This window comes from Pseudomonas sp. WS 5027, from assembly GCF_012985695.1.
Lineage (GTDB): Bacteria > Pseudomonadota > Gammaproteobacteria > Pseudomonadales > Pseudomonadaceae > Aquipseudomonas > Aquipseudomonas hygromyciniae.
The window spans coordinates 227416-253086 of the sequence record NZ_JAAQWU010000003.1 but is presented as its reverse complement, the minus strand read 5'-3'; the positions used below and the strand labels follow the sequence as shown (position 1 = coordinate 253086).

Here is a 25671-nt window from a genome sequence, read left to right as displayed (position 1 = left end):
GCTGGGCGGATTGAAAGGGAGTCAACCATGAACAATCCGAATATCGCGAAGGCATCCACCGGCCAAGGCGCACCGATCCGATGAGTAGTGCCAAGGGAATTATCCGTGTGCTTGGGCTGTGCTGCATCAGCCCGTTGGTTTTCGCTGCTGACCTGCCGGGAAGCCAGGATCTGCCTAGCGTGGCCCGACAGGTGGATGCGCAGATTGTCGACTACCGTCCCGCCGAAGAAAAAGAACGTATCTACCCCATGGGCGCGATCCGCAAGATCAGCGGCCAGTTGCGCTACGAGGGCCAGGCCACGGCGCGGGGCCAGGTGACAGCCATCACCTATGAACTGCCCGCCGAGCACAGCTCCAGCGCGGCCTTCAAATCCACGCGCGAGGCGTTGCAAGAGCAAGGCGCGCAGTTGCTGTTCTGGTGCCAGGCTCGCGATTGCGGCGAAAGCAGCCTCTGGGCCAACGAAGTGCTGGGCAACGCCAAACTGGTCGGCGCCGATGGCCAGCAGGAGTTCCTGTTACTGCGCCTGGCAGCCCCCCAGGACAATTCCCTGGTGGCGCTTTACGGCATCACTCGTGGCAATCGTCGCGCTTACCTACATGTGGAACAAATGGACGCCAGCGCGCCACTGGGCCAATTGCTACCCACCTCGGCCACCCTGCTGCGCGAATTGAAAAGTACCGGCGACCTGGATTTTCCGTTGCTGGAATCAGAGCCTGATGCAACGTGGTTGACCCTGATTTCCCGTGGATTGAACCTCGATACCACCTTGCGGGTCAGTGTGAGCGGGCCTAATGCCGAAGCCTGGCGCCAGGGCCTGATCGACAAGGGCGTGCGTGCGGCGCGATTGGAAACCGGTACGGGTGAGGCCAAGGGCCTGCATCTGCAAGTGATCCGCTGATCGTTCCAGGGCGAACGGACCCGCGCCGTTCGCCTAAGCTCTCCCTCAACAGACTTCTTTTCGAGAAACCACATGCTCAACAATGATCGCCTGCTGGTGCAGATCCTGCTCCTGGTGCTGTTTGGTGCCAGCTTCTGGGTGATGGCACCGTTCTGGTCGGCGCTGTTCTGGGGCGCGGTGCTGGCGTTTGCCAGTTGGCCGCTGATGCGCCTGTTGACCCGTGCCCTGGGGGGGCGCGAGTCCCTGGCGGCGGGGATCCTGACCCTGGGCTGGATGTTGCTGGTGGCGGTGCCGCTGGTGTGGCTGGGCTTCAACCTGGCCGACCATGTGCGCGACGCCGTGGCGCTGATCAAGGATATCCAGGTCGACGGCCTGCCCGAGGCACCCAACTGGCTTGGCTCCATCCCGTTTGTGGGGGAGCGGCTGGTCGCCATGTGGGACAGCATCGACCAGCAGGGCGCGGCCTTGATGGTCACCATCAAGCCGTACCTGGGGCAGGTCGGCAACTGGCTGCTGGCCCGCAGCGCGCAGATCGGCGGCGGCATCCTGGAACTGACCCTGAGCCTGGTGTTTGTGTTCTTTTTCTACCGCGACGGGCCGCGCCTGGCGATGTTCGTTCACCGTCTGTTGGAGCGCTTGATTGGTGAGCGTGCCGGTTACTACATCGACCTGGTGGCCGGTACTGTACAGCGGGTGGTCAACGGCGTGATCGGCACCGCCGCCGCCCAGGCACTGCTGGCACTGATTGGCTTCCTGATCGCCGGAGTGCCCGGGGCGCTGGTACTGGGTATCGTCACCTTCCTGCTGAGCCTGATCCCCATGGGGCCGCCGCTCGTGTGGATCCCGGCCACGGCCTGGCTGGTGTGGAAGGGCGATTACACCTACGCGGTGTTCCTCGGCGTCTGGGGCACGTTCATCATCAGCGGCGTGGACAACGTGCTCAAGCCCTACCTGATCAGCCGCGGCGGCAACCTGCCGCTGGTGATCGTGTTGTTGGGGGTATTTGGTGGGTTGATTGCGTTTGGCTTTATCGGCTTGTTTATCGGGCCGACATTGTTGGCGGTGGCGTATAGCCTGTTAACCGATTGGAGCGCGAGTCAGGCGCAGGTTCGCCGGGAAGACAAGGTGGGCTAGCACCTATCCACATGGGGGCGTTGCAGCAGCCTGGAACGTGCTGTGGACCGCTGGTTTTCTGTGGCGAGCGGGCTTGCCCCGCGCTGGGTGGCGAAGCCGCCCCAATAGCCTCATCACGTTGTGCCAGGTACACCGAGGTGGTTGGTGTTGGGGCTTCTGCGCAGCCCCGCGGGGGGCTAGCCCTCTAGCCAAAGGTTCTGGGTAGCCACATTTTTGCTGTCAAGCCGCCGCTCAAGCGTTTCACGACAGAGGGCTTTGCGTATCTGGAGCAATATTATCGGGAACTGATCAATGGCTCGCTTTGAAAGCTAGCCCGCAAATGAAATTATCCTCGCCTCGCGCCTCCCCCCGAAACCTGCCATTTCCTACAAATTTCTGCTGTTAAGCATGCTCTTCTATGCTGCAAAACTTCATGTGATGATTATTTTCTAGCACCTAGTACCGTTGTTGAAACGACGCTTAGTGATACCGTTTGTCGGTTTTTCTGTGGATTTTACGGAGTATTTTATTACTTCCTACAAAGCATTAAGGTTTGTGGTGGGGTATCTGTATGGCGGAGGGGTTAGGTAAATTATTAATTATTAAAAGTATTTTTTAGCTTTCGATGATTGGGTGTTATGCAGTTTGGAGGGGGCTGATTTTTGCGTGGGCAATTACTTATATTTAAATCAGTAAATTCCTACGTTCCGCCTTTTCGATATTTGAATTTTTCTCAGAAATGGCTAGCTTTATTTTATTGCTATATATCGGGTGATAGAAATCGGCCTTTTATTGGTTTGGGGGGGTGAAAATTTGGGTGAGGCTGTTTTTAATATTATGGCGCAGGATAGATTGTGGATCGTGGTGACATTGTTTTGAGGTGAATTATGTGCGCTAACTTAATATCAAAGTCCTTATCGTTGGCAGTGCTTTTAATAAAGGAACAAGTCAAGGAGCCCCTTGCGTTGTTCTGGATTGTCGTGTCTCCCGGAGTGGTTTTTTATTTGCTGAGCTATTCGAGAGGTCTCACATATTCAGCATCAAGCGACTATTTGTCCAGCACGTCTTGGTTTTATGCTTATGTGGCTTCCAGTGTCGCATTGTTTGGGTTCGCGTTTTACATTGTGGGGCGTAGGGAGAGCGGCTTTGTTAGGTCATTTATTTATACCTTTCGTACCAAATTTATTTTTATGTTGGGGCAGTTTATAGCTTATTCATTTATGTCTTTGGTATATTGTGCTGTTTTTTACGCGATTACCCATATTGTTTTTGGTCCAGTGAGTCTTGTAGAGTTTTGTATTGTGCTCGTCAGATTTTATGTGTGTTTTGTCCTGTTTTCTACACTCGCTCTGCTATTGACGTTGATTCCGATCAGTTTCCAGAATACGAATACATTATTTTCCGTCGTGTCATTTGCCATGCTGGTAGTCGGTGTGGCGGGGATGAACTCGTCTCTGCCGTTAATGACGGTTGTCAGTTTTTTCAATCCGCTGTGGTGGGCGAATAGAATAATGATGGAGGGGGTTGGTCAACTGAGATTTTTAGTCGCTGTTATAGTTATATTGTATGTGGCGGTCTTTTTGATTTCCGTTAGACGTTTGCTTGTGACACCCGTTTGGAGTCGCTACTGATGAGAAGGTTTTCTGCGCAAGCCATTGACTTTAAATATGCGAGTCATACCGTATTTAAAGATGCATCAATGAAAGTCGAGTCCGGCTCAATTTCAGGACTTCTAGGGCCAAATGGTTCTGGTAAGACTACTTTTTTTGATATTGTTTGCAGTTTAAGGAGTGTCGATAGTGGCGCGATTACGGATGAGTTTTCGAGTCGAGTTTATTTGTCGCAGGTGATTTCGACGCCTGCTGTATTTCGCATGTCTGATATTTTTAAAATGATTACCCTGTTTTGCTCCGAGAAAAAAATCACTAAAGAAAAATCTCTCGAGAAACTGGAATTGTGGAGTCCGACTTTAGTTGACCGTTACTTGAGTATCTGGGACAAAAAGTCATCTCTTTGCAGTTATGGCGAAAAGCGCTGGTTTTTTACTTTGTCTTTGCTGTCTGTTGCGGCGGACTTTGTGATTCTTGATGAGCCTACAGCGGGTGTTGATCCGGAGTTTCGATATCACATATGGAAGTGTCTACGGGGTGCTGCAAACGAAGGTGCGGCAATTTTGATCTCATCGCACAACGTTGAGGAGGTAGCCAGTAATTGTGACGATTTTTACATGCTTGCTCAGCAACGGTTTAACCATTTTACTAATGCTGTGAGCTTTATGAGCCACTACGATGCAACTACGTTAGATGAAGCCTTTATCAAGGCGGTAAACATACGGAGTCCCTTATAGAGCCTGGCTTCTGGGTAGCCCTAGCACCGCCGTCAGTCCGCCACCCGGTGTTTCCTCCAGATGTAGCCGGCCCCCCAACCGCTCAACCGCCTCCTTGGCAATGGTCATCCCCAACCCCACGCCCCCGGAATTGCGATTGCGCGAGCCTTCCAGGCGGAAAAACGGTTCGAACACCGCCTCACGCTGCTCGGCAGCAATCCCCGGCCCATGGTCGATTACCCGGATCACCAACGCCTGGGGGCTGTCCTGCAGTTCGATGCGGGCCGTACCGGCATAGCGCAGGGCGTTGTCGATCAAGTTGTTCAGGCACGAACGCAAGGCCATGGGCTGCACTTGCAACGGCGTGCTTTGGCCCTGGCACTGCACGTCAGCACCCTGGTCCTGGGCGTTTTCGCTCAGGGATTGCACGAGTGCCTGCACGTCCAGCCACTGCCGGCTTTCGCTGGTGCGTTGCTCGTGCAGGTAGCTCAAGGTGGCGTCCAGCATGCCGATCATGTCGTCCAGATCCTGGCGCATCTGGCCTTGCAGGCGCAGATCGTCGATCTGCTCCAGGCGCAGCTTGAGCCGTGACAGAGGGGTGCGCAGGTCGTGGGAAACCGCGCCAAGCATGCGGGCGCGCTGGCTGACTTGTTCGCGGATGCGTCGCTGCATCAGGTTGAAGGTCGAAGCGGCCTGGCGGGCTTCACGCGGGCCGGATTCGTCCAGGGGCGGGCTGTCCAGGTCCACACTCAAACGCTCGGCCGCCGCGCTCAAGCGCTGGATCGGGCGGCTGAGCAGTTTGGCGCCAAACCACGCGGCGATGATCAGCGAGATAAATTGGAAGGTCAGCGGCACTACCGGGCCACCGAACCAGGGTCGTCGATGTGCCTGGGGCGCAGCCTGCAAGGAGCCGTCCGCCTGCTCGATCATGACGTCGACGGGCGGTGGCGGCGGTGGGCCGTAGTGGTGAAACCAAAAGAACGCGAGCACATGGGCCAGCACAATGGCTACCAGCAGCACTCCGAACAGGCGGCCAAACAAGGTGTTGAAGGCGCTGCGCATCAGCCGATGTCCCGCGCGTCGAACAGGTAGCCTTCGCCACGCACGGTCTTGATCAGTTGCGGGGCCTTGGGGTCGTCTCCCAGTTTCTGGCGCAGGCGCGAGACCAGCAGGTCGATGCTGCGATCAAAGGCTTCGATCGAGCGCCCACGGGCCGCATCCAGCAATTGTTCGCGGCTGAGCACCCGGCGCGGGCGTTCGATGAACACCCACAGCAAACGGAATTCGGCGTTGGACAGCGGCACCACCAGGCCATCATCCGCCACCAGTTGGCGCAGCACGCTGTTGAGGCGCCAATTGTCGAAGCGGATGTTGGTGCGTTGCTCGGTGCGGTCATCGCGCACTCTGCGCAGGATGGTCTGGATCCGTGCCACCAACTCCCGAGGCTCGAAAGGTTTGGACATGTAATCGTCAGCGCCCAATTCCAGACCGATGATGCGATCAGTGGGCTCGCAGCGCGCGGTCAGCATCAGGATCGGGATATCTGACTCGGCCCGCAGCCAACGGCAAATCGACAAGCCATCTTCGCCGGGCAGCATCAGGTCGAGCACCACCACATCAAAGGTCTCGGCCTGCATGGCCAGGCGCATGGCGGCGCCGTCGGTCACACCGCTGGCGAGAATATTGAAGCGGGCCAGGTAATCGATCAGCAGTTCGCGGATTGGTACATCGTCGTCGACGATCAGCGCGCGGGTGTTCCAGCGCTTGTCCTCGGTGGCGAGTTCATGGGGCAGGGCGGAAGGGGTATGCATGGTGCGATCATCTGCCTGGTTGGCCGCCCGGCCCAAGGGCCGCGGCGGGGTAATTGCGTGAGCATAGGCGCCGTGTCGGGGCGTGCGGGCGAGGCTACTGCCGGGGCATGTTGCAGGCGTGTCGTGAATGTATCGGCTTTGAAATATTAGCCGGTTATCCCAGAAAAATAGGCGCTAGCCGAGGATTTACCGATCATCGGATCCCGCAAAGCCGCTGCTTGCGCTACAATCCGCGCCGATTTCGACTTGCCTGAGAGCCCATTCCAATGTCCGTCTGCCAGACTCCTATCATCGTCGCCCTGGATTACCCCACCCGTGACGCCGCACTGAAGCTGGCTGACCAGTTGGACCCCAAGCTCTGCCGGGTCAAGGTCGGCAAGGAACTGTTCACCAGCTGCGCCGCAGAAATCGTCGGCACCCTGCGTGACAAGGGCTTCGAGGTGTTCCTCGACCTGAAATTCCACGATATCCCCAACACAACCGCGATGGCGGTCAAGGCCGCCGCCGAGATGGGCGTGTGGATGGTCAACGTCCACTGTTCCGGCGGCCTGCGCATGATGGCTGCGTGCCGTGAGGTGCTGGAGCAACGCAGCGGTCCCAAGCCGTTGCTGATCGGTGTGACCGTGCTGACCAGCATGGAGCGTGAGGACCTGGCCGGCATCGGCCTGGATATCGAGCCCCAGGAGCAAGTGCTGCGTCTGGCGGCCCTGGCGCAGAAGGCCGGCCTTGATGGCCTGGTCTGTTCGGCGCTGGAAGCCCAGGCGTTGAAGGCTGCCCATCCGACGTTGCAATTGGTGACGCCGGGGATTCGTCCGGCGGGCAGTGCCCAGGACGACCAGCGTCGTATCCTCACGCCGCGCCAGGCGCTGGATGCGGGTTCTGATTATTTGGTGATTGGTCGCCCGATCAGCCAGGCGGCTGATCCGGCCAAGGCCTTGGCGGCGGTGGTCGCCGAAATCGCCTGATGCCCTTGGGCTAAAAATGTGGGAGCTGGCTTGCCAGCGATAGCATCACCTCGTGGTTACTGAAAAACCGAGGTGTCCGCATCGCAGGCAAGCCAGCTCCCACATTGGTTTGTGGTGTGGCAGTTAGCCTTCAGGCCCCAATCCCACCATGGCTCTGTGGTGTGTCAGTTGACCTTCAGTACCAACTTGCCGAAGTTCTCGCCGTTGAACAGCTTCATCAGCGTCTCCGGGAACGTCTCCAGGCCTTCGACAATATCTTCCTTGCTCTTGAGCTTGCCTTGGGCCATCCAGCCGGCCATTTCCTGCCCGGCGGCGGCAAAGTTCGCCGCGTGATCCATCACCACAAACCCTTCCATGCGCGCCCGATTGACCAGCAGTGACAGGTAGTTGGCCGGACCCTTCACGGCTTCCTTGTTGTTGTACTGGCTGATAGCCCCACAGATCACCACCCGTGCCTTCAACGCGAGGCGGCTGAGTACGGCGTCGAGGATCTCGCCGCCAACGTTGTCGAAATAAACGTCCACACCTTTCGGGCATTCGCGTTTGAGGGCCGCGGGCACGTCTTCACTTTTGTAGTCGATGGCCGCGTCGAACCCCAGTTCATCCACTAAAAACTTGCACTTGTCGGCGCCGCCCGCAATCCCCACCACACGGCAACCCTTGATCTTGGCAATCTGCCCGGCAATGCTGCCTACCGCACCGGCGGCGCCGGAAATCACCACGGTTTCGCCGGCCTTGGGCGCGCCGGTATCGAGCAGCGCGAAGTAGGCGGTCATGCCGGTCATGCCCAGCGCAGACAGATAGCGCGGCAGGGGCGCCAGTTTCGGGTCGACCTTGTAGAAACCACGGGGTTCGCCGAGGAAGTAATCCTGCACGCCCAGGGCACCGTTGACGTAATCGCCTACGACGAATTTCGGATTGTTCGAGGCAATGACCTGGCCCACGCCCAATGCGCGCATGACTTCGCCTATAGCTACCGGTGGGATGTAGGACTTGCCTTCATTCATCCAGCCGCGCATGGCCGGGTCGAGGGACAGGTATTCGTTGCGCACCAGCACCTGGCCGTCGGCGAGGTTGCCCACCGGCACTTCCTGATAGGTAAAGGTGTCCCGCGTGGCCGCGCCGACCGGGCGTTTGGCAAGCAGGAATTGGCGGTTGGTCTGGGCAGTCATGGCAAGGACTCTGGGTAAATGAACCTCAAGTGATAGACCTTCCAGGCGCGAGGAGCAAGTTCGGCTGATCGCTGCGAATGCCCGTCGATAGGCTGGCTTGATAGTGGGCACACTAGGCTTATCACTGCGACGCATGGGCGCTCAACCGGCCTTCTGATAATGCTGACGCGCGGTGCCGGGCCCTGGCTATGCTGGGCCCACGGGCAATCATCCAAGGATATAAGCAATGAGCATGACGTTTTCCGGCCAGGTCGCCCTGGTCACCGGTGCCGCCAACGGCATTGGCCGCGCCACGGCACTGGCATTCGCCGCGCAAGGTTTGAAGGTTGTGGTCGCCGACCTCGATGTGGCGGGCGGCGAGGGCACGGTCGCATTGATCCGCGAGGCAGGCGGCGAAGCGGTGTTCGTGCGCTGTAACGTGACCCTGGAGGCGGATGTACAACAACTGATGCAGCAGGTGTTGCACAGCTATGGCCGCCTAGACTATGCGTTCAACAATGCCGGCATCGAGATTGAACAGGGCAAGCTGGCCGACGGCACCCTGGATGAGTTCGACGCCATCATGGCCGTCAACGTCAAGGGCGTGTGGTTGTGCATGAAGTATCAGTTGCCGTTGCTGTTGGCCCAGGGCGGTGGGGCAATCGTCAATACCGCGTCGGTTGCGGGGTTGGGCGCTGCGCCGAAGATGAGTATTTATGCGGCATCCAAGCATGCGGTGATTGGCTTGACCAAGTCAGCAGCCATCGAGTACGCGAAAAAGAAAATCCGCGTCAACGCAGTGTGCCCGGCGGTGATCGACACCGATATGTTCCGCCGCGCCTATGAAGCCGATCCGCGCAAGGCCGAGTTTGCCGCCGCCATGCATCCGGTCGGGCGCATTGGCACGGTCGCGGAAATCGCCAGCGCAGTGCTGTATCTGTGCAGCGATGGTGCTGCGTTCACCACTGGGCATGCATTGGCCGTGGATGGTGGTGCTACGGCTATTTAGGAACGGCCACCGTGCACGGCGAAGAAATTGATTTGAAGGTCTGTGGGGCATTTCCGTAGATGGCAAGATGCCCTCGTCCATTGTGTTTCACTAGGTAAATAACTCAATAAAATCAATAATTTAATAAATTTATGAGCGGGGCGCCCCGAGCCTTCTGTGCTTAACTGTTTTGAGTTAAATGCCAAACAGTTGAAGGGGGTGGCTCATGGATTTAGGGATCAATCGGCAAGCCCTGGTACCGGTGGTTCAGCAAATTGTCAGCGCCATTGCCACATGGATTCGGGAGAGCGGGGTCAGCCCCGGGACGCGCCTGCCTTCCATTCGGCAACTGGCCCAAGACAACCTGCTCAGTCAATCCAGTGTGATCGAGGCCCTGGAGCGAATGGTGGCTGAAGGGGTGTTGGCCTCAAGGGCCGGCTCGGGTTTTGTTATCGCCGCGCAACCTGTTGCCAGCACTCCCCTGGGAGAATGCCAGTGGTATGAAGGGGCGGAACTCCGTTGGGGGGCTTTTACCGATAACCAACTGGGGGAGTTGAAGCTGGGGTGTGGTTGGCTTCCCGATACCTGGCGTGAAAGTGATGACATCAGCTACGCAATCCGCGAAATCAGCCGTACCGACACCGCTGGCGTATTCAATTACAGCACCCCCCTTGGGTTGCCAGCGTTGCGTGAACAATTGCACAAGCGCCTGACGCAGATCCAGGTGACCACCACCGCCGAGCGGATCCTCACTACCCATGGCGCCAGCCATGCTCAGGACCTGTTGATACGCACCTTGCTCAAGGCTGGCGATACGGTGGTGGTTGAAAGTCCTGGCTACGGCAACCTCTATCGGCAGTTGGCCTTCCACGGCGTCACGATGCTGGAGGTCCCCAGGACCCGCAGTGGCCCGGACGTCCAGGCCCTGGAAGCGCTGCTGGTGAGCCACCGTCCAAAGTGCCTGTTCATCCATAGCCTTTACCACAACCCGACCGGCACCAGCCTTTCGCTGGCGGTGGCCGAGCGTCTGCTGCATCTGGCCCATACCCGGGATTTCCTGATTGTCGAGGAGGATGTCTATGGCGACCTGCAACACGCCTCGTGTATCCGCCTGGCGGCGTTACCCCATGATGATCGGGTGATTTATGTCTCGAGTTTTTCCAAGACCCTGAGCAGCGCGCTACGGGTAGGCTATCTCACCGCCAGTACCGCGCTTATCACCCGTTTGCTCATGCTCAAGACCCTGACCGGTATCGGCACCTCCCGCTTCGCTGAGGCGATGGTGGCGAGCCTGTTGGCCAATGGCACCTACCGCAAATGGGTGCAACGCCTGCGCAGGCGGTTGAGCGCGGAGATGGCCAAGACCCTGCAGGTACTGGAGGACGAAGAGTGGGAGGTCTTTGCGGTGCCCGCAGGCGGTATGTTTGTTTGGGCTCGCCCGCGGGTGGGGGACGGGGCAAGGTTGCACGCAAGGGCCAGGCGGCTTGGGGTCTTATTGTCTTGCGGGGAGTTGTTCAGCCCCGCCGGCGAGCACGCGGACTGGCTGCGGATTAATGTGGCCTATGCCAGCGATCATCGGGCGTTGGCGTTGTTCAAGGCCATGGGGCCTGCGGGATCGACCTCTACCGTCCTGAAAACGACGGATGTGTAGCTTTTTGCCATTATTGTGACGCCAACGTCTTGTGTTGCGGGGCCTGGGGTTGCGAATCTCGTTGCATGGAACCCGGCATGTTGGCATTCGCCACGCCAAGAGGATTTTGCGCCATGATTTCGGCCGTGCAACGACGATTTGCCAACCTTGGGCTGGCCAGGAAACTGGGGCTGGGGTTTGCCTTGGTATTGCTGTTGACTGCCCTGGTGGCGGCGATTGGCGTGTGGTCGCTGCAAAGTGTTGGCCAGCGTTTTGTGGGGCTCAAGGGTATGTCCTCGCTCAATCAGGGGCTGCTGAACGTGCGCCTGATCGAGCAGGAGTATGCGTTGCGCACCGATACCCAGTCGGTCGAGGCCCTGCATGAGCGGGTTGATAGCCTGGTAGCCGAAGCCCTGGCACTCGACATGACCGAGGTCGAGCAAGCCCTGGGCGCCTATCGCAAGGCGTTTGACGAGTTTGTCGAGCTGACCCAGGCCAAGGACCTGGCGCTGGAAATGGCCAGTTGGTCGGTGTCCAGTGTCGCCAACAACCTTGATGTCTTGCAGGCCGGCCTGGCTGACGACGGGGCTTATGGCCTCAAGGAAAGCCAGGGCAAGGAGGGCGCTGAGTTTATCGAGCAGGCCGGGCAGGTGGGGCAGGTCTCACGCCTGATGTTGCAGGCCATGAACGAGGCGCGGGTGCGCCTGGGTCTGAGCCGCAAAGGTGATGAGGACAATGCTGGGCAAGGCCGTATCGAACAGGCCGATCAGGCCCTGGCCCAGGCTGAGCAACTCAAGACCCTGGTCAAGGATCCCGGCTATCAGACCGTGCTCAACGAAGTGGTCGGGCATATCGGCGCCTTCAGCGAAAAGCTCACCGAATACACCGGCCTGCTTGCCCAGGAGAAGATCGTCTACCAGCAATTGCACGAGCGGGCGGCGCAGGTGGTGTCCCAGGTCAACCAGGCCTATGCCGAGCAGGACCAGTCGATGCAGGCGCAGTTGGCCAAGAGTAGCTGGCTGATCATTGTTTCCTCGGGCCTGGCCTTGTTGGTCGGGGTGATTGCCGCGTGGCTGATTACCCGCTTGATCGTAATGCCGTTGCGCAGTGTGATCGCCGTGGCCCGGCAGATCGCCGCCGGGGATCTCAGCGGGCGCATGGACGTGAGCCGACAGGACGAAATGGGCCAGTTGATGCAGGCGATGCAACAGATGGGCAGCGGCCTGAGCAGCATGGTTAGCGGGCTGCAGGCGGGGATTGAGCAATTGGCCAGCTCGGCCCAGTCGCTGTCCAGCGTGACCGAGCAGACCAATATCGAAGTCAGCAGCCAGAAAGAAGAAACCGAGCAGGTCGCCACTGCCATGAACCAGATGGCCGCCACGGTGCACGATGTGGCACGCAATGCCGAGCAGGCCGCGCAAGCAGCGCAGACCGCCGACGACAAGGTCGACAGCGGTCAGCAGGTGGTGCGCCAGAGCCTGCAGCGTATCGAGTTGCTGGCCAGTTCGGCGACATCCGCCAGCACCAGCATCGAGAGCCTGAACGCGGAAATCCACAACATTGGCAGCGTGTTGGAGGTGATCAAAAGCGTCGCCGAGCAGACCAATCTGCTGGCGCTCAACGCCGCCATCGAGGCGGCACGCGCTGGCGAGCAAGGACGCGGCTTTGCGGTGGTTGCCGATGAAGTGCGCGCCCTGGCCAGGCGCACCCAGCAATCGACAGAGGAAATCGAACGCCTGGTCAGCACCTTACGCAGTGCCGCGCAGTCTTCAGTGCGGGATATCCAGCACAGCGGTGAACTGGTGAAGCTGGCTGTCAGCGATGCCTTGGAAACCGAAAGCGCCTTGGGCAGCATTGCTGCGGCGGTCTCGCTGATCCAACAGATGAACCAGCAGATCGCGGCCGCGGCCGAACAGCAGAGCTCGGTGGCCGAAGAGATCAACCGCAGCGTCACCAGCATCCGCGCCAGTGCCGATCAATCGGCGCTGAGCATGCAGGGTAACGCCGCCTCGAGTATCGAGTTGGCACAACTGGGGGCGGAGCTCAAGGGCATGGTGGGGCATTTTCGCCTGTGAGCACCCGTCGCCTCAGGCGTGTTCTTCCAAGAACTTGAGCAGCACCTTGTTGACGAAATCAGGATTTTCCCGGCTGGAGATATGCCCAGCTTCCGGGATCAATATCAGCTTGCAGCCGATCAGATCAGCCATTTCCTGTGCTTCTGCGGGTGGGCGTGGCTGGTCCTCGTCGCCACACATCACCAGTGTCCTATTGGGGTTCAGGCGGGACAAACCTTCGAGCGCATCTTTACGATCGAAGATCAGGCGCCCCAGGGGCACGATGCTGTTTCGCAGACGGTCGGGGGGGAGGACGCGCAGGGACTGGCGGAAGTCCTTATACAGCGCAGAGTCGGGGTCGATACCGGGGCGGAAGAAGATCGGCACGATGGTATCCAAAACTTTGTCAGAAATTTCCCCTGCCTGCTCGATTTCGCTGAGCAGCGCAAAGTATGCTTTTTTGGTAGCCTCAGGCTCTGCGCCCAGGTAGGTGTCCATCAGCACCAGGCTATTAACCCGCTCAGGCGGCAGCAGCGCCAGCGGGACACCCCACATGCCTCCGACGGACAAACCCACGAGGTTGACCTTGGCAACGCCCAGGTGGTCCAGCAAGGCCAGGGCTTGGCGCGCCAGGTCGCCTAGGCTGTGGGTCTGTGCTGGCAGCGGGCCAGACTCTCCGTGGCCCCACAGCTCTGGCACGATCACGCGGTACTTTTGCGACAGCGCGGCAATCTGCGGGGCCCACATCTGCTGGTCCCACATGTAGCTATGGCCGAGCAGGACAGCAGGGCCAGAACCCTGGTCCACGTAGTGCAAGGGCTGATCATCAATAATGGCGATAGGCATGGCGGGCCTCCTTGGCTAAATGCATGAGTGCACTTTTGTACTCGAGTTATAGCAGAGGGAGGTAGAGGCAGGATGATGTCACCGAGCGCAAGAAATGCACTCGGCGACTGAGTACAGGAGGGGTCAATCGTAGATGACTTTCTTTTTCCATTCGGCATCCGCGTCATCGGCTTTCAAGCCTGCGGTCAGTTCATTGACCTCTTCTGCGGTTTGCTGGCTGTTGGTCAGCACCATGGAGTTGGCGCGTGCCAATTGTTTTTCCAGCAGTTGCAGGTGCTGGCTGTAGGTGGCCGGCTCGGGCTGCTTGCGCAGGTACTGTACGCCGCGCTCGAACGCCAGGCGTGCCTGGCCGGGTTGCGCCTGTTGCAACGCGTGTTGGCCCAGATTGTTGAAGAACTCGATGTGTAGCAGCACCAGCAGGTGACGGATCTCGCGGATCCAGTGCTTGGCCTCATTGGTGGGCAAAAAACCGTCCTGGGCGGCGCGGGTGACCTGGCCGTGCAGAGCTTCGAGCAAAAAGCGCACATCCTTGGCCTTGGCTTCGGTCTGGATCGGTCCCGGGGGATTGTTCACCGGGATCGATTCGCCCTGGCCCACCAGCGCTTCAAGTTCGGCAATACGTGCCTTGATGGTGGCGCTGGATTTGTTGAGGTGGAGCATGCGTTGGTTGACGTTCAGTTCCAGGCGGGTGAGTAGCAGCTTGAGCTGCGGCGTCATCAGTTGGCCGGGAAACGTCTCGGTGATCTCGCCACAGCGGCGCAGCCGATCGTTGAGCTCTATCTGGGCCCGGGCCTTTTCCAGTTTGTTGTTTTCCACCACGTGGTTCATGTAGCCAATGGCGATCAGTATTACGATCCCGGCTATTACCAGCAGGGTGATCATGAGTGGTGTCACCGGTGTGACCTCTTTATAGGATGTACGTTGAAGTGTAGTGATTGGCGCATGCGGCGGATAGGACTCTTCGACGAGATGAGTCAGTGCTTTCATCTCTATATGTAGGCATCGACTGTATAGATGCACATTGCCATCATTCGCGGGGCAGGACTATAACGTCTTGTCGGGCGCCAGAATATAGGCGTCAAAGCCTGGACGGCGAGAAACCCCGGCAGTGCCTGTAAAGCAGGGCGAAGTCATTGATTTAAATAAATTTATCCTTGGGGGTTGACGACCTTTCAATCCATCCATAGAATGCGCGCCACTTACAGCGTAAAGCACACAGCGAAACGCGGTAGGGAGTGAATGTTGTACGTGTGTCCCCTTCGTCTAGTGGCCTAGGACACCGCCCTTTCACGGCGGTAACAGGGGTTCGAGTCCCCTAGGGGACGCCATTGCGGGAATAGCTCAGTTGGTAGAGCACGACCTTGCCAAGGTCGGGGTCGCGAGTTCGAGTCTCGTTTCCCGCTCCATTTTTAAACAGTGTGGCTTTCGGGCGGCACTGAGTGAAACCAGGACCAAGTCTTCGGACAAGGCCTCTGGGCACTGGAATACACACCATGTGTTTCAGTTAGCGTGTCCCCTTCGTCTAGTGGCCTAGGACACCGCCCTTTCACGGCGGTAACAGGGGTTCGAGTCCCCTAGGGGACGCCATTTGCGGGAATAGCTCAGTTGGTAGAGCACGACCTTGCCAAGGTCGGGGTCGCGAGTTCGAGTCTCGTTTCCCGCTCCATATTCAACAAAAACGCCGATCAGAGATGATCGGCGTTTTTGTTTGTCCGGAATTTAAGCCCGCACCCAATGGCCCCGCTGCAACAGCGGGGCCAAGCGTTGGCTCAGAGTTTCGGCAGCTGCCCGATACGCCCCATCATTTCGGTGACGATCTGCAGGTCCAGCAGGAACTGCTCGGTGGTCTTGAACTCGTTGTCGGTGTGCCCGGTGTACTTGACCTCCGGTCGGGCCAAGCCGAATTGCACGCCGTTGGGCAGGTCATGCACCGACGTTGCGCCGGCCGAGGTACCGAACTCTGGCTTCATGCCCAGGTTTTCCGTGGATACGGCCAGCAGCGCCTTGACCCATTCGCCCTCGGGGTTGCGATACATCGGCGCGGCGACCGAGTAATCGAAAGCCGGCGCAATATGGGTCTTTTGGCTCCAGGCGCTGAGCTTGTCGGCGATCTCTTGCTTGAGCGTTTCTGGGGATTTGCCTTTTGGCACCCGCAGGTTGACCGCCAGCTTGAAGGCCTTGTCATCCATGCCCACAAATGTCAGGGAGGTGGTCAACGGCCCCATAAACGCGTCGGAAAAGCCCACGCCCAATTTGCCACCCAAGTAATCCAGGCCCCAGTTGTCGGCGGCGTAGCGAGCGGCGTCGGTGATCTCGTTGTGCTTGAGTGCAACCTTGCCGTCCAGGCTGTTGATAAAGACCAGCATCCGCGCCACCGGGTTGATACCGGATTCGGGCTCGGAAGAGTGGGCCGACACCCCGGTAACGGTCAGCTTGACGTCTTTGCCGACGACCTTGGCATCCACTTTGAAATCGCCACCATGGGCCTTGGCGAACGCAACGCCGGCCTGCTGAAGGTTGGCGGCCAACTCGGCGGGTTTATCGCTGCGCAATGTGGCCACTGATGCCGAAGGAATCTGGTTGGTCGCCAGGCCGCCGGTCATGGCGATGATTTCGGCGCCTTTGCCATCGGCCTTGCGCTTGGCAAAGGTCGCCATGACTGTGCCGTAACCTTTTTCGGCGATGACGACCGGGTAGCCGCCATCCAGTGCCAGGTTGTAGTTCGGCGTTGGGTTGTGTTCAAAGTAGTAGGGGATGGCGTCGCCGGTGGTTTCTTCGGTGGTGTCCACCAGTAACTTGAAATTGCGTGCCAGTGGCAGGTTTTCTTCCTTGATCACCTTCATCGCATACAGCGTTACCACGATACCGTTCTTGTCATCTTCGGTGCCGCGGCCATACATGCGATCGCCAATCAGTGTGACCTTGAACGGGTCGAGGCGCGTGCCGTCGGCCAGGACCCAGTTTTCCGGGGTCACCGGTACCACGTCGGCGTGGGCGTGAATGCCGACCACTTCATCGCCGGCACCTTCCAGGGAAATTTCGTAGACGCGATCATCGATATTGCGAAAGTTCAGGTTGAAGGACTGCGCCAGGGCCTTGATTTTTTCAGCAATCTTTTTGAATTCGGGGTTGTCGTGCTGGGCAACACCCTCAACCTGGAAGGTCGGGATGGCCACCAGTTCACGCAGGGTTTCGGTAGCGGCTGCACCGTATTTCACCCGGGCATAGATGCCTAGCAGGCGATGGATATCGTTCTGTTGCTCGGCGGTCAGCGTCTTGTTGTCGAGAAAGGCAGTGATGGCCGGGCCAAGATTGGCGGATTTCGCCACGTCGCTTTTGCCTAGGTTGCCGAGGAATGTACGGAAGTCCTTGATCGAGGCGTCATTCAGAGTTTTGAGAATAGTCGCACTCTGTTGCGGGTTGATGCTGGCGACGGCAGACACGCTAATTGAAGACAGGCTGGCGACCATCAGGGTGGCGGCGGCCAGGTGCTTGAGGGAAAAGTCCATTGCTGGGGCATTCCTTTGCAGGTGGTGAGTAGGATGTTTCCGATTTTTATGTCGGAAACATTTTCACACACTAGCACCACCCACACGCTGGAGGGGAGCCCTCCGGCAGGGTGATGTCCTATCTCAATAAGAAAACGCCGCCCGCCATCAGGCTGTCAGTCCAGGCTGTAGCGCACCGACAGCGTGCCCTTTTTCTCCGACAGGCCGAGGATCGTGACCTGCCCGACTTGGGCGAGGGCTTGTACATGAGTGCCGCCGCAGGCATAGGGCGGCAGGTCACCGAAACCGACTTCCCGGGTGCCGCCGTCCAGCGTCATATGGCGTGGCAGGTCGGCGCCGATCCATTGGTTGACCTGTTCCTGCAAGGCATCAGCTTGCATGTCCTGGGCCGATTCCCCACGGATAAAACTGATCTTGCCTTCACCGGGCCAGTGGTGGGCCTTGATCGGCATCCAGCCCAGGGTTTCACCAGCATTGCCGATCAAGTGCCCGGCAGAATGCAGGCGTGTATGCAGGGTGCGACGTTGGCCGTCGACCCGCGCTTGCACGGGGCCAAGTGCGACGGGCTGGTCGACGTAGTGCACGATGCGCTCTGCTTCCTGCACTACTTTCAATACGGTGCTTTGTCCCAGCCAGCCCGTGTCAAAGGGTTGACCGCCCCCCTGGGGGTGGAAAATGGTGGACTGCAGGACCACCGCAAACTGCTGCTCAACGGGCGTGCACTCCAGCACATCAACATCGGCAACCAGGTGGTCATGGGTAAAAAACAGGCGCTGGGTCATCGTCTACATCCGCATCAGGGTTCTACGCAGCAGTATAAGTAGTGCGCCAATGGGTGATAATCCGCTGAAATCTCAATGGACTTGTGCGTCATGAGCATCAATCTTCCTTTACCGCTGCTGGGCGAAATGGCGATTTTCGTCAAAGTGGTGGAAACCGGCAGCTTCTCTGAGGCGGCACGCCAACTGGGGGCTTCGCCATCGGCGGTGAGTCGCAGTATCTCGCGCCTGGAAAAGGCCCTGGCTACCCGGCTGTTGCAACGCACCACACGCAAGTTGCGCTTGAGCGAAGGTGGCGAAGAAGTCTTCAAGCGCTGCCAGGACATGGTCAATGCCGCGCGCTCGGTGATGGAGATCAGCGGTCAGTACACCCACGAGGCCGAAGGGCTGGTGCGTATCAGCGTGCCCAAGGCGGTCGGGCGGTTTGTGGTGCACCCGCATATGCCGGAGTTTCTGCGGCGTTATCCCAAGGTCGATGTGCAGTTGATCCTCGAAGATCGGCAGGTGGATTTGATTGATGACAATGTCGACCTGAGCATCCGCATCACCGATAGCCCGCCACCGGGTTTGGTAGGGCGTCAGCTACTGCCGATTGAGCATTTGCTGTGTGCCACGCCGCAGTACCTGGCAGCGCACGGTACGCCGCTGCATCCCCATGACTTGCTGGAGCACAGTTGTATCTACCTGGGCGAAACCCCCGGGGATGCGCGCTGGAAATTCCGCCAGGCTGGCAAGACAGTGACGGTGGGCGTGCGCGGTCGCTATGCGGCCAATCACACCGGGGTACGGTTGGATGCAGTACTGCAGGATGTGGGGATTGGCAGCCTGCCATACTTCACCGCGCGCCATGCATTGGAGGAGGGGCGGTTGGTGCAGGTCCTGGCGCAATGGGATTTCATTGCCTCGTACCATGGGGATGCCTGGTTGTTGCATTCACCCACACGGTACCTGCCGCCGAAACTGCGGGTGTTTATCGATTATCTGGTGGAGTGCATGGCCAGGGAGCCGACATTGCGCCGGCGGTAGGAGCACGGTCGAAAATGTGGGAGCGGGCTTGCCCGCGATAGCGGTGTATCAGTCAACCAATGTATCGACTGGCACTCAGCCATCGCGGACAAGCCCACTCCCACACAAGCCCCTCTCCACATTTGGGGTTTTGGAGTGTTCGGGATCAGTGCTTGGGCTGGTCGTTGGACATGGCCAGCAATTGCTTTTCCTGGTTCCAGTCGAACGGCTCGTCATTCTGTTCGGCTTCGAAGCGGCGTTCTTCCAGGGCTTGGTACAGGTCCAGTTCATCGTCAGGCATGAAGTGCAGGCAGTCACCGCCGAAGAACCAGAGCAAGTCGCGCGGTACCAGATGGGCAATCTGCGGGTAGCGCAGGATGACCTGGCTCATCATGTCCTGGCCCAGGTATTGGCTTTTGATCGGGTCGATGGGCAGCATGGCCCGCAGTTCATCAAAGCGTTCCAGGAACAAAGCGTGGCTTTCCTCGGGAACCTGTTCGGCTTCGCCGACGGCAACCAGGATACTGCGCAGGTGGTCGAGCAAGACGAGATGATCGGCAACGACGTTGGACACGAGAGTAAGTCCTCAAAAGCAAAAACGGGCGCGAGAGTATATAGCTCTCGCGCCCGCTTTTATATGACCGCCGGTATCAGCGGACTCTGCCGGGTGCCTGGGCCAACTCCTCTTTGCTGAAGTCGTCCACATCGATCACCTTGCGCCGCGCAGCTTCCGCGTCGCGCAGGGTTTGCGCTTCAGCCGGTTGCAGCACGCCTGCTTCCAGTGCGGCATCGATGGCGTGTTCGCCGGCGCGTGGCTTGACTTGGCCACTCTTGAGGGCGCTGTGGAGTTTTTTCTGCAGGGGATGGCTGGCACCCAGCAGGTCGTAGGCATGTTGCAGCGCGCCAACCGGATCTTCCGCCGACTGTGGACGGTAGCAGCCTGCCAGCAGCTCTTCGAGGGTCGGGTCGCCCTTGGCCCGGCCAATCACCGCCGCGACTTCCGCGTCCAGTGCATCGGATGGGCCTTTATGGCGGCGACCGAACGGGAACACGATGACCCGCATCAGGCAGCCCAGCACTTTGTTGGGGAAGTTGCTGAGCAACTCATCCAGCGCGCGCTCCGACTGGCCAAGGCTTTCTTCCATGGCCCAGGCAAACAGCGGCTCCAGATGGTCCGGGGAGTCGAGGTCGTGGTAACGCTTGAGCGCCGCCGAGGCCAGGTACATATGACTGAGCACATCCCCGAGCCGTGCCGACAGGCGTTCGCGACGTTTCAACTCGCCCCCCAGCAGCATCATGCTCAGGTCCGCCAGCAGGGCAAATGCTGCGGCCTGGCGATTGAGCGCGCGGAAGTAGCCCTGGCTCAAACGGTTGCCCGGAGCTTTTTCGAAGTGGCCCAGGCCCAGGTTCAACACCAGGGTGCTGGCGGCGTTGCTTACGGCAAAGCCAATATGCTGCATCAATAGCCCATCGAACTCCTTGAGCGCCTGGTCGCGGTCTTCACGACCGGCCAGGGCCATTTCCTTAAGCACGAACGGGTGGCAGCGGATCGCGCCCTGGCCGAAGATCATCAGGTTGCGCGACAGGATATTCGCACCTTCAACAGTGATGAAAATCGGCGCCCCTTGCCAACTGCGGCCCAGATAGTTGTTGGGGCCCATGATGATGCCCTTGCCGCCGTGCACGTCCATCGCGTGGCTGATGCACTCGCGGCCGCGTTCGGTCAGGTGGTACTTGAGGATCGCCGAGAGCACCGAGGGTTTTTCCCCCAGGTCGACGGCATTGGCGGTGAGCATTCGCGCGCTGTCCATCAGCCAGGCATTGCCGCCGATACGGGCCAGGGCTTCCTGGATGCCTTCGAAGGCGGAAAGTGGCACGTTGAACTGCTCGCGTACCTGGGCGTACTGGCCTGTCACCAAACTGGTGAACTTGGCCGCACCAGTGCCCACCGCCGGCAGGGAAATCGAACGGCCAACCGACAGGCAGTTCATCAGCATCATCCAGCCCTTGCCGAGCATCTCCTGGCCGCCGATCAGGAAGTCCAGAGGAATGAATACGTCTTTGCCGGAGTTGGGGCCGTTCATGAACGCGGCGCCCAGGGGTAGGTGACGGCGCCCGATTTCCACGCCAGGGGTGTCGGTTGGGATCAGCGCCAGGCTGATGCCCAAGTCTTCTTCGTCACCCAGCAGGTGATCCGGGTCATGGGCCTTGAAGGCCAGGCCGAGCAGGGTCGCGACCGGCCCCAGGGTGATATAGCGTTTTTCCCAGTTCAGGCGCAGGCCGAGTGTTTCCTTGCCTTCCCATTCGCCTTTGCAGATCACCCCGGTGTCGGGCATCGCGCCGGCATCGGAACCGGCCAGCGGGCCAGTCAGGGCAAAGCACGGAATATCATCGCCACGGGCCAGGCGTGGCAGGTAGTGGTTGCGTTGTTCGTCGGTGCCGTAATGCAGCAGCAGTTCGGCCGGGCCCAGGGAGTTGGGGACCATCACGGTGGAGGCGAGGTCGCCGCTGCGGGTTGCCAGTTTCATTGCAACCTGGGAGTGGGCGTAGGCCGAAAAGCCCTTGCCACCGAACTCCTTGGGAATGATCAGGGCAAAGAAGCCATGTTGCTTGATATGGTCCCAGGCCGCCGCCGGCAGGTCCATGGCCTGGCCGATTTCCCAGTCGGTGACCATGGCGCACAGCTCTTCGGTGGGGCCGTCGATAAAGGCCTGTTCTTCTTCGGTCAATTGCGCCTTGGGGTAGGCCAGCAACTTGTCCCAGTCGGGGCGACCGCTGAACAGTTCGCCGTCCCACCACACGGTACCGGCGTCGATGGCATCGCGCTCGGTCTCGGACATTGGCGGCAAGACTTTCTGGAACCAGTTGAACAGCGGTGCGGTGAAATACTGGCGGCGCAGGTCGGGCAGCAGCAGCGGTGCGGCGATTGCCGCGAGCAGGACCCAGAACACCAGCAGCAGCCAGCCCGGCGCATGGCTGAAGGCGCCCATCGCCAACAGATAGACGGCGACCACACCCAGGGCGGGCAGGGGCGCGGTGCGACGGTGTGCCAGGTAGGCAATGCCGAGCACCAGAACCAGTATCCACAACAACAGCATATTCAATCCTCCGTGAAACCAGGGGCAGAAACATCCTCAGAGCTTAGCCGGCATCCGGCAAAGCGGTGCCTGAGGGTGTTACGTGGTGTGGCGGGAAATGCTCTCCAGTCACAGGCAGCAGGCGCCGACATTTGGCCGAATCGTCGTTATCCCTCGGTCGGGCCTGTGGTTAGACTCCAGGCTCGCCTCGGAGAAAATCCCCATGAATGCGTACTTGAATCCCAGCCGCTTCATCGATAGTGACCACCCTGCGGTGGTGGAGTTCGCCGAAAAAAATCGCGGTTCAAACCGCGATCCCCGTGACCAGGCAGTCAGTCTGTATTACGCCGTGCGCGAAGCGGTGCGCTACAACCCTTACACCTTCAGCCGCGATCCGCAAACCCTGGCGGGCAGTTACGCGCTGGCCACCGGGCAGAGCTATTGCGTGCCCAAGGCCACCCTGCTGGCCGCTTGCGCCCGGCATTGCGGCATAGCGTCGCGTATTGGCCTGGCGGACGTGCGTAATCACTTGTCGACGCCGCGCCTGATCGAGTTGCTCAAGAGTGATGTGTTCGCCATGCATGGCTACACCGAACTGTATCTGCACGGGCGCTGGGTCAAGGCCACGCCAGCGTTTAACAGCCAACTGTGCGAATTGTTCGATGTGCCGCCGCTGGATTTCGACGGGATCAATGACAGTGTGTTCCACCCGTTCAACCGCCAGGGACAGCGCTCCATGGAGTACGTGCTGGACCATGGGCAATTTGCCGAGGTGCCCGAGGAGTTCTTCTTCGCCCACCTGGAGAAATGTTACCCGCACCTGTTTGACGAGCAGTCCCCCCAATTATTAGGTGACATGCAGAGCGATTTGAGTCGCGGCTGAACGGGCGTATGCTGCTGCGGCATTCATCCACTGGGAGGCGGTCATGCTGAAGATCTGGGGTCGTAAAAATTCGTCAAACGTCAGGAAGGCACTGTGGTGCGCCGAGGAACTCGGCCTGGACTATGAGGCAATTGATGCGGGCGGGGCCTTTGGTGTGGTCGATACGCCGCAATATCGGGCGTTGAACCCTAACGGCCGGGTGCCAATGATTGAGGACGGCGAGTTCGTGTTGTGGGAGTCCAACACCATCGTGCGTTACCTCTGCGCCAAACAGGCATCGAGCTGGTACCCCGCGGATCTGCAGGCGCGAGCCAACGCCGAGAAGTGGATGGACTGGACCACCTCGACCTTTGCTGAACCCTTCAAGACGGTGTTCTGGGGCATTTTGCGGACCCCGGCCGAGCGGCAGAACTGGGACAGCATCCATGCCGGGCGCAAGGCCTGTATCGAGGTGTTGAAAACCGTGGACCAGGCCCTGGCCGAGCAGCCTTACCTGTCCGGTACCGACATCGGCATGGGTGATATTCCCTTGGGCAGCTTTATTTACGCCTGGTTCGAGATGCCGATCGAACGCCCGGCGATGCCCCATCTGGAGGCGTGGTACCAGCGTTTGCAGCAACGTCCGGCCTATCAAAAAGCGGTTATGACCGCGTTGACTTAATACTGACTATTAATACAGGTGACTGTACTTGTGCGGCGCGGGCAAGCACCATGCTTGCCGTGCGCTGCAGTTGTATTACGTAGCGTACGCCCTTATCTATTCTTTCTATTCCCTTCCTTGGTGCGTAATCCGATATGAGTTCCGCTCTGTCCATCCGGCAGCTAACCAAAACCTACGGCAACGGTTTCCAGGCCCTGAGTGGTATCGATCTGGATGTCGCCGAAGGTGATTTTTTCGCATTGCTCGGCCCCAACGGTGCCGGCAAATCCACCACCATCGGCATTCTGTCGACCCTGGTCAACAAGACCAGTGGCACGGTGAGTATCTTTGGCCATGACCTGGATAAATCCCCGGCCGCGCTCAAGCGCAGCATTGGCGTGGTACCCCAGGAGTTCAACTTCAACCAGTTTGAAAAGACCTTCGATATCGTGGTGACCCAGGCCGGTTACTACGGCATCCCGCCGAAGATCGCCAAGGAGCGCGCCGAGCAGTATCTGACCCAACTGGGCTTGTGGGACAAGCGCGACGTGCCATCACGTTCCCTGTCCGGCGGCATGAAGCGGCGCCTGATGATCGCCCGTGCCCTGGTGCACGAGCCACGCCTGCTGATCCTCGACGAACCGACGGCGGGGGTGGATATTGAGTTACGTCGCTCGATGTGGACCTTCCTCACCGAACTGAACCAGAAAGGCATCACCATCATCCTCACCACCCATTACCTGGAAGAGGCTGAACAGTTGTGCCGCAACATCGGCATCATCGACCACGGCACCATTGTCGAGAACACCAGCATGCGCAACCTGCTGGGCCAGTTGCATGTGGAGACGTTCCTGCTGGACCTTAAGAACAACCTGTCGGTGCCACCGCAGCTGATTGGCTACCCGACCCGCCTGGTAGACAGCCATACGCTGGAAGTCCAGGTTGATAAAGCCGTGGGCATCACCGCGCTGTTCAGCCAGTTGGCTTTGCAGAATATTGAAGTGTTGAGCCTGCGTAACAAAACCAATCGCCTTGAGGAGTTGTTCGTGTCCCTGGTGGAGAAGAATCTGGCGAAGGTGGCGGTATGAATTCCGAGTTCCGACCCAACCTGGTAGCGCTCAATACTATCGTCTACCGCGAAGTGAAGCGCTTTATGCGCATCTGGCCACAGACCTTGCTGCCACCTGCGATCACCATGGTCCTGTACTTCGTGATCTTCGGGAACCTGATCGGCCGGCAGATTGGCGATATGGGTGGCTTCACTTACATGGAGTACATCGTGCCGGGGCTGATCATGATGTCGGTGATCACCAACTCCTACGGCAACGTGGTGTCGAGTTTCTTTGGCAGCAAGTTCCAGCGTTCCATTGAGGAGTTGATGGTCTCGCCGGTATCGCCACACACCATCCTGATCGGCTACACCCTGGGCGGCGTTCTGCGTGGCTTGATGGTCGGGGCGATTGTGACGGTGCTGTCGATGTTCTTCACCGACCTGCAGGTGCATCATCTGGGCGTGACTATCCTGGTGGTGGTACTGACGGCGACAATCTTCTCGCTGCTGGGCTTTATCAACGCAGTGTTTGCGCGCAACTTCGATGATATCTCGATCATCCCGACCTTTGTGCTGACCCCGCTGACTTACCTGGGCGGTGTGTTTTATTCGATCACCTTGCTGCCGCCATTCTGGCAGACCGTGTCGATGGCCAACCCGGTGCTGCATATGGTCAATGCCTTTCGCTACGGGATCCTCGGGGTTTCGGATATCAAGATCAGCGTGGCGATCACCTTCATGATCGTGGCGACAGTGGTGTTGTATATCGGCTGCGCGCGGTTGCTGGTGAGCGGGCGTGGGATGCGTACCTAAGCAAGGTCTAAAAATGTGGGAGCGGGCTTGCCCGCGATGGCAGTGGGTCAGTCAACTGTATCTAACCTGACACTCCGCTATCGCGGGCAAGCCCGCTCCTACACAAACCTGCTCCCACATTTGGATTTGTG

At 59.0% G+C, this 25671-nt stretch carries 22 protein-coding genes and 4 tRNA genes; 17 read left to right on the top strand and 9 right to left on the bottom strand.

The features are described from left to right. Nucleotides 1-80: 80 nt before the first annotated feature. From HBO09_RS06190 to HBO09_RS06175, 4 genes are all read left to right on the top strand, one after another. Nucleotides 81-899 (top strand): DUF4892 domain-containing protein, encoded by an 819-nt coding sequence (locus HBO09_RS06190; protein ID WP_169994298.1) that lies wholly within the window; start codon nt 81-83, stop codon nt 897-899. A gap of 72 nt (nt 900-971) precedes the next feature. Next, entirely contained in the window at nt 972-2033 is a 1062-nt protein-coding gene (locus tag HBO09_RS06185) for an AI-2E family transporter (protein WP_169994296.1), read from the top strand. Between the two features lie 944 nt (nt 2034-2977). Then, entirely contained in the window at nt 2978-3643 is a 666-nt protein-coding gene (locus tag HBO09_RS06180) for an ABC transporter permease (RefSeq protein ID WP_346266417.1), read from the top strand. Continuing rightward, nucleotides 3643-4359 (top strand): AAA family ATPase, encoded by a 717-nt coding sequence (locus tag HBO09_RS06175; protein WP_169994294.1) that lies wholly within the window; start codon nt 3643-3645, stop codon nt 4357-4359. Before HBO09_RS06180 ends, HBO09_RS06175 begins: the two co-directional genes overlap by 1 nt. Here the strand turns inward: HBO09_RS06175 and HBO09_RS06170 are convergent. Beyond that, complete coding sequence (locus HBO09_RS06170; protein ID WP_169994292.1) at nt 4354-5400, bottom strand: ATP-binding protein; 1047 nt, start codon at nt 5398-5400, stop codon at nt 4354-4356. The two genes, HBO09_RS06175 and HBO09_RS06170, sit on opposite strands and share 6 nt — an antisense overlap. Further along, on the bottom strand, nt 5400-6149 hold the full coding sequence (locus HBO09_RS06165; protein WP_169994290.1) for a response regulator: 750 nt from the start codon (nt 6147-6149) through the stop codon (nt 5400-5402). The genes HBO09_RS06170 and HBO09_RS06165 overlap by 1 nt, the downstream gene beginning before the upstream one ends. Nucleotides 6150-6415: 266 nt before the next feature. On the opposite strand from HBO09_RS06165, the gene pyrF reads away from it, so the two are divergent. Next, complete coding sequence (gene pyrF / locus HBO09_RS06160) at nt 6416-7114, top strand: orotidine-5'-phosphate decarboxylase (protein WP_169994288.1); 699 nt, start codon at nt 6416-6418, stop codon at nt 7112-7114. A gap of 164 nt (nt 7115-7278) precedes the next feature. Here the strand turns inward: pyrF and HBO09_RS06155 are convergent, their stop codons facing one another. Further along, nucleotides 7279-8286 (bottom strand): NADP-dependent oxidoreductase, encoded by a 1008-nt coding sequence (locus tag HBO09_RS06155; protein ID WP_169994286.1) that lies wholly within the window; start codon nt 8284-8286, stop codon nt 7279-7281. Between the two features lie 226 nt (nt 8287-8512). On the opposite strand from HBO09_RS06155, the gene HBO09_RS06150 reads away from it, so the two are divergent. The 3 genes from HBO09_RS06150 to HBO09_RS06140 all read left to right on the top strand — a co-directional run bounded on the left by HBO09_RS06150 (nt 8513) and on the right by HBO09_RS06140 (nt 12958). Beyond that, complete coding sequence (locus HBO09_RS06150; protein WP_169994284.1) at nt 8513-9274, top strand: SDR family oxidoreductase; 762 nt, start codon at nt 8513-8515, stop codon at nt 9272-9274. Between the two features lie 205 nt (nt 9275-9479). Next, on the top strand, nt 9480-10904 hold the full coding sequence (locus tag HBO09_RS06145; RefSeq protein ID WP_169994282.1) for a PLP-dependent aminotransferase family protein: 1425 nt from the start codon (nt 9480-9482) through the stop codon (nt 10902-10904). A gap of 113 nt (nt 10905-11017) precedes the next feature. Next, nucleotides 11018-12958, top strand: a complete 1941-nt coding sequence (locus HBO09_RS06140) for a methyl-accepting chemotaxis protein (RefSeq protein ID WP_169994280.1) — start codon at nt 11018-11020, stop codon at nt 12956-12958. Nucleotides 12959-12970: 12 nt separating this feature from the next. Here the strand turns inward: HBO09_RS06140 and HBO09_RS06135 are convergent, their stop codons facing one another. Together HBO09_RS06135 and HBO09_RS06130 are read right to left on the bottom strand one after the other, a co-directional pair. Beyond that, a complete protein-coding gene (locus HBO09_RS06135) occupies nt 12971-13783 on the bottom strand; it encodes an alpha/beta fold hydrolase (protein ID WP_169994278.1) in 813 nt (270 codons plus the stop codon). A 123-nt stretch (nt 13784-13906) separates the two neighbouring features. Continuing rightward, nucleotides 13907-14677: a hypothetical protein gene (locus HBO09_RS06130; RefSeq protein WP_092234781.1), complete on the bottom strand. Its 771-nt coding sequence runs from the start codon at nt 14675-14677 to the stop codon at nt 13907-13909. Nucleotides 14678-15035: 358 nt separating this feature from the next. Between HBO09_RS06130 and HBO09_RS06125 the strand changes: the two genes are divergently transcribed. The 4 genes from HBO09_RS06125 (at nt 15036) to HBO09_RS06110 (ending at nt 15449) form a co-directional block, all read left to right on the top strand. Next, nucleotides 15036-15111 (top strand) — tRNA-Glu (locus tag HBO09_RS06125). 2 nt (nt 15112-15113) lie between these two features. After that, nucleotides 15114-15189, top strand: a tRNA-Gly gene (locus HBO09_RS06120). Nucleotides 15190-15294: 105 nt separating this feature from the next. Beyond that, nucleotides 15295-15370, top strand: a tRNA-Glu gene (locus HBO09_RS06115). Nucleotides 15371-15373: 3 nt separating this feature from the next. Continuing rightward, a tRNA-Gly gene (locus HBO09_RS06110) sits at nt 15374-15449 on the top strand. A 103-nt stretch (nt 15450-15552) separates the two neighbouring features. Here the strand turns inward: HBO09_RS06110 and HBO09_RS06105 are convergent. Both HBO09_RS06105 and HBO09_RS06100 read right to left on the bottom strand, forming a co-directional pair. Then, a complete protein-coding gene (locus HBO09_RS06105; RefSeq protein WP_169994275.1) occupies nt 15553-17292 on the bottom strand; it encodes a dipeptidase in 1740 nt (579 codons plus the stop codon). A 155-nt stretch (nt 17293-17447) separates the two neighbouring features. Continuing rightward, entirely contained in the window at nt 17448-18074 is a 627-nt protein-coding gene (locus tag HBO09_RS06100; protein WP_169994272.1) for an alanyl-tRNA editing protein, read from the bottom strand. A 90-nt stretch (nt 18075-18164) separates the two neighbouring features. On the opposite strand from HBO09_RS06100, the gene HBO09_RS06095 reads away from it, so the two are divergent. Next, nucleotides 18165-19097 (top strand): LysR family transcriptional regulator, encoded by a 933-nt coding sequence (locus HBO09_RS06095; RefSeq protein WP_169994270.1) that lies wholly within the window; start codon nt 18165-18167, stop codon nt 19095-19097. Between the two features lie 145 nt (nt 19098-19242). Here the strand turns inward: HBO09_RS06095 and HBO09_RS06090 are convergent, their stop codons facing one another. Further along, the gene (locus HBO09_RS06090) at nt 19243-19650 is read right to left on the bottom strand and encodes a PA2817 family protein (RefSeq protein ID WP_169994268.1); all 408 of its coding nucleotides are present in this window, start codon (nt 19648-19650) and stop codon (nt 19243-19245) included. A gap of 76 nt (nt 19651-19726) precedes the next feature. Next, nucleotides 19727-22174, bottom strand: a complete 2448-nt coding sequence (locus tag HBO09_RS06085; protein WP_169994265.1) for an acyl-CoA dehydrogenase — start codon at nt 22172-22174, stop codon at nt 19727-19729. Between the two features lie 202 nt (nt 22175-22376). Here HBO09_RS06085 and HBO09_RS06080 point away from each other — a divergent pair, with 202 nt between their 5' ends. From HBO09_RS06080 to HBO09_RS06065, 4 genes are all read left to right on the top strand, one after another. After that, nucleotides 22377-23036 (top strand): transglutaminase family protein, encoded by a 660-nt coding sequence (locus HBO09_RS06080; protein ID WP_169994262.1) that lies wholly within the window; start codon nt 22377-22379, stop codon nt 23034-23036. A 43-nt stretch (nt 23037-23079) separates the two neighbouring features. Beyond that, entirely contained in the window at nt 23080-23697 is a 618-nt protein-coding gene (locus HBO09_RS06075) for a glutathione S-transferase (protein ID WP_169994259.1), read from the top strand. Nucleotides 23698-23831: 134 nt separating this feature from the next. Then, nucleotides 23832-24764, top strand: a complete 933-nt coding sequence (locus HBO09_RS06070) for an ABC transporter ATP-binding protein (protein WP_169994257.1) — start codon at nt 23832-23834, stop codon at nt 24762-24764. Beyond that, complete coding sequence (locus tag HBO09_RS06065; protein ID WP_169994254.1) at nt 24761-25540, top strand: ABC transporter permease; 780 nt, start codon at nt 24761-24763, stop codon at nt 25538-25540. Before HBO09_RS06070 ends, HBO09_RS06065 begins: the two co-directional genes overlap by 4 nt. The last annotated feature ends 131 nt before the right edge of the window (nt 25541-25671 follow it).

What these genes read in the sequence shown, in the direction of transcription:
- HBO09_RS06190 (WP_169994298.1), top strand. Translation starts at nt 81, where the DNA reads ATGAGTAGTGCCAAGGGAATTATCCGTGTGCTTGGGCTGTGCTGCATC.
- HBO09_RS06185 (WP_169994296.1), top strand. Translation starts at nt 972, where the DNA reads ATGCTCAACAATGATCGCCTGCTGGTGCAGATCCTGCTCCTGGTGCTG.
- HBO09_RS06175 (WP_169994294.1), top strand. Translation starts at nt 3,643, where the DNA reads ATGAGAAGGTTTTCTGCGCAAGCCATTGACTTTAAATATGCGAGTCAT.
- HBO09_RS06170 (WP_169994292.1), bottom strand. Translation starts at nt 5,400, where the DNA reads ATGCGCAGCGCCTTCAACACCTTGTTTGGCCGCCTGTTCGGAGTGCTG.
- HBO09_RS06165 (WP_169994290.1), bottom strand. Translation starts at nt 6,149, where the DNA reads ATGCATACCCCTTCCGCCCTGCCCCATGAACTCGCCACCGAGGACAAG.
- pyrF (WP_169994288.1), top strand. Translation starts at nt 6,416, where the DNA reads ATGTCCGTCTGCCAGACTCCTATCATCGTCGCCCTGGATTACCCCACC.
- HBO09_RS06155 (WP_169994286.1), bottom strand. Translation starts at nt 8,286, where the DNA reads ATGACTGCCCAGACCAACCGCCAATTCCTGCTTGCCAAACGCCCGGTC.
- HBO09_RS06150 (WP_169994284.1), top strand. Translation starts at nt 8,513, where the DNA reads ATGAGCATGACGTTTTCCGGCCAGGTCGCCCTGGTCACCGGTGCCGCC.
- HBO09_RS06145 (WP_169994282.1), top strand. Translation starts at nt 9,480, where the DNA reads ATGGATTTAGGGATCAATCGGCAAGCCCTGGTACCGGTGGTTCAGCAA.
- HBO09_RS06140 (WP_169994280.1), top strand. Translation starts at nt 11,018, where the DNA reads ATGATTTCGGCCGTGCAACGACGATTTGCCAACCTTGGGCTGGCCAGG.
- HBO09_RS06135 (WP_169994278.1), bottom strand. Translation starts at nt 13,783, where the DNA reads ATGCCTATCGCCATTATTGATGATCAGCCCTTGCACTACGTGGACCAG.
- HBO09_RS06105 (WP_169994275.1), bottom strand. Translation starts at nt 17,292, where the DNA reads ATGGACTTTTCCCTCAAGCACCTGGCCGCCGCCACCCTGATGGTCGCC.
- HBO09_RS06100 (WP_169994272.1), bottom strand. Translation starts at nt 18,074, where the DNA reads ATGACCCAGCGCCTGTTTTTTACCCATGACCACCTGGTTGCCGATGTT.
- HBO09_RS06095 (WP_169994270.1), top strand. Translation starts at nt 18,165, where the DNA reads ATGAGCATCAATCTTCCTTTACCGCTGCTGGGCGAAATGGCGATTTTC.
- HBO09_RS06085 (WP_169994265.1), bottom strand. Translation starts at nt 22,174, where the DNA reads ATGCTGTTGTTGTGGATACTGGTTCTGGTGCTCGGCATTGCCTACCTG.
- HBO09_RS06080 (WP_169994262.1), top strand. Translation starts at nt 22,377, where the DNA reads ATGAATGCGTACTTGAATCCCAGCCGCTTCATCGATAGTGACCACCCT.
- HBO09_RS06075 (WP_169994259.1), top strand. Translation starts at nt 23,080, where the DNA reads ATGCTGAAGATCTGGGGTCGTAAAAATTCGTCAAACGTCAGGAAGGCA.
- HBO09_RS06070 (WP_169994257.1), top strand. Translation starts at nt 23,832, where the DNA reads ATGAGTTCCGCTCTGTCCATCCGGCAGCTAACCAAAACCTACGGCAAC.
- HBO09_RS06065 (WP_169994254.1), top strand. Translation starts at nt 24,761, where the DNA reads ATGAATTCCGAGTTCCGACCCAACCTGGTAGCGCTCAATACTATCGTC.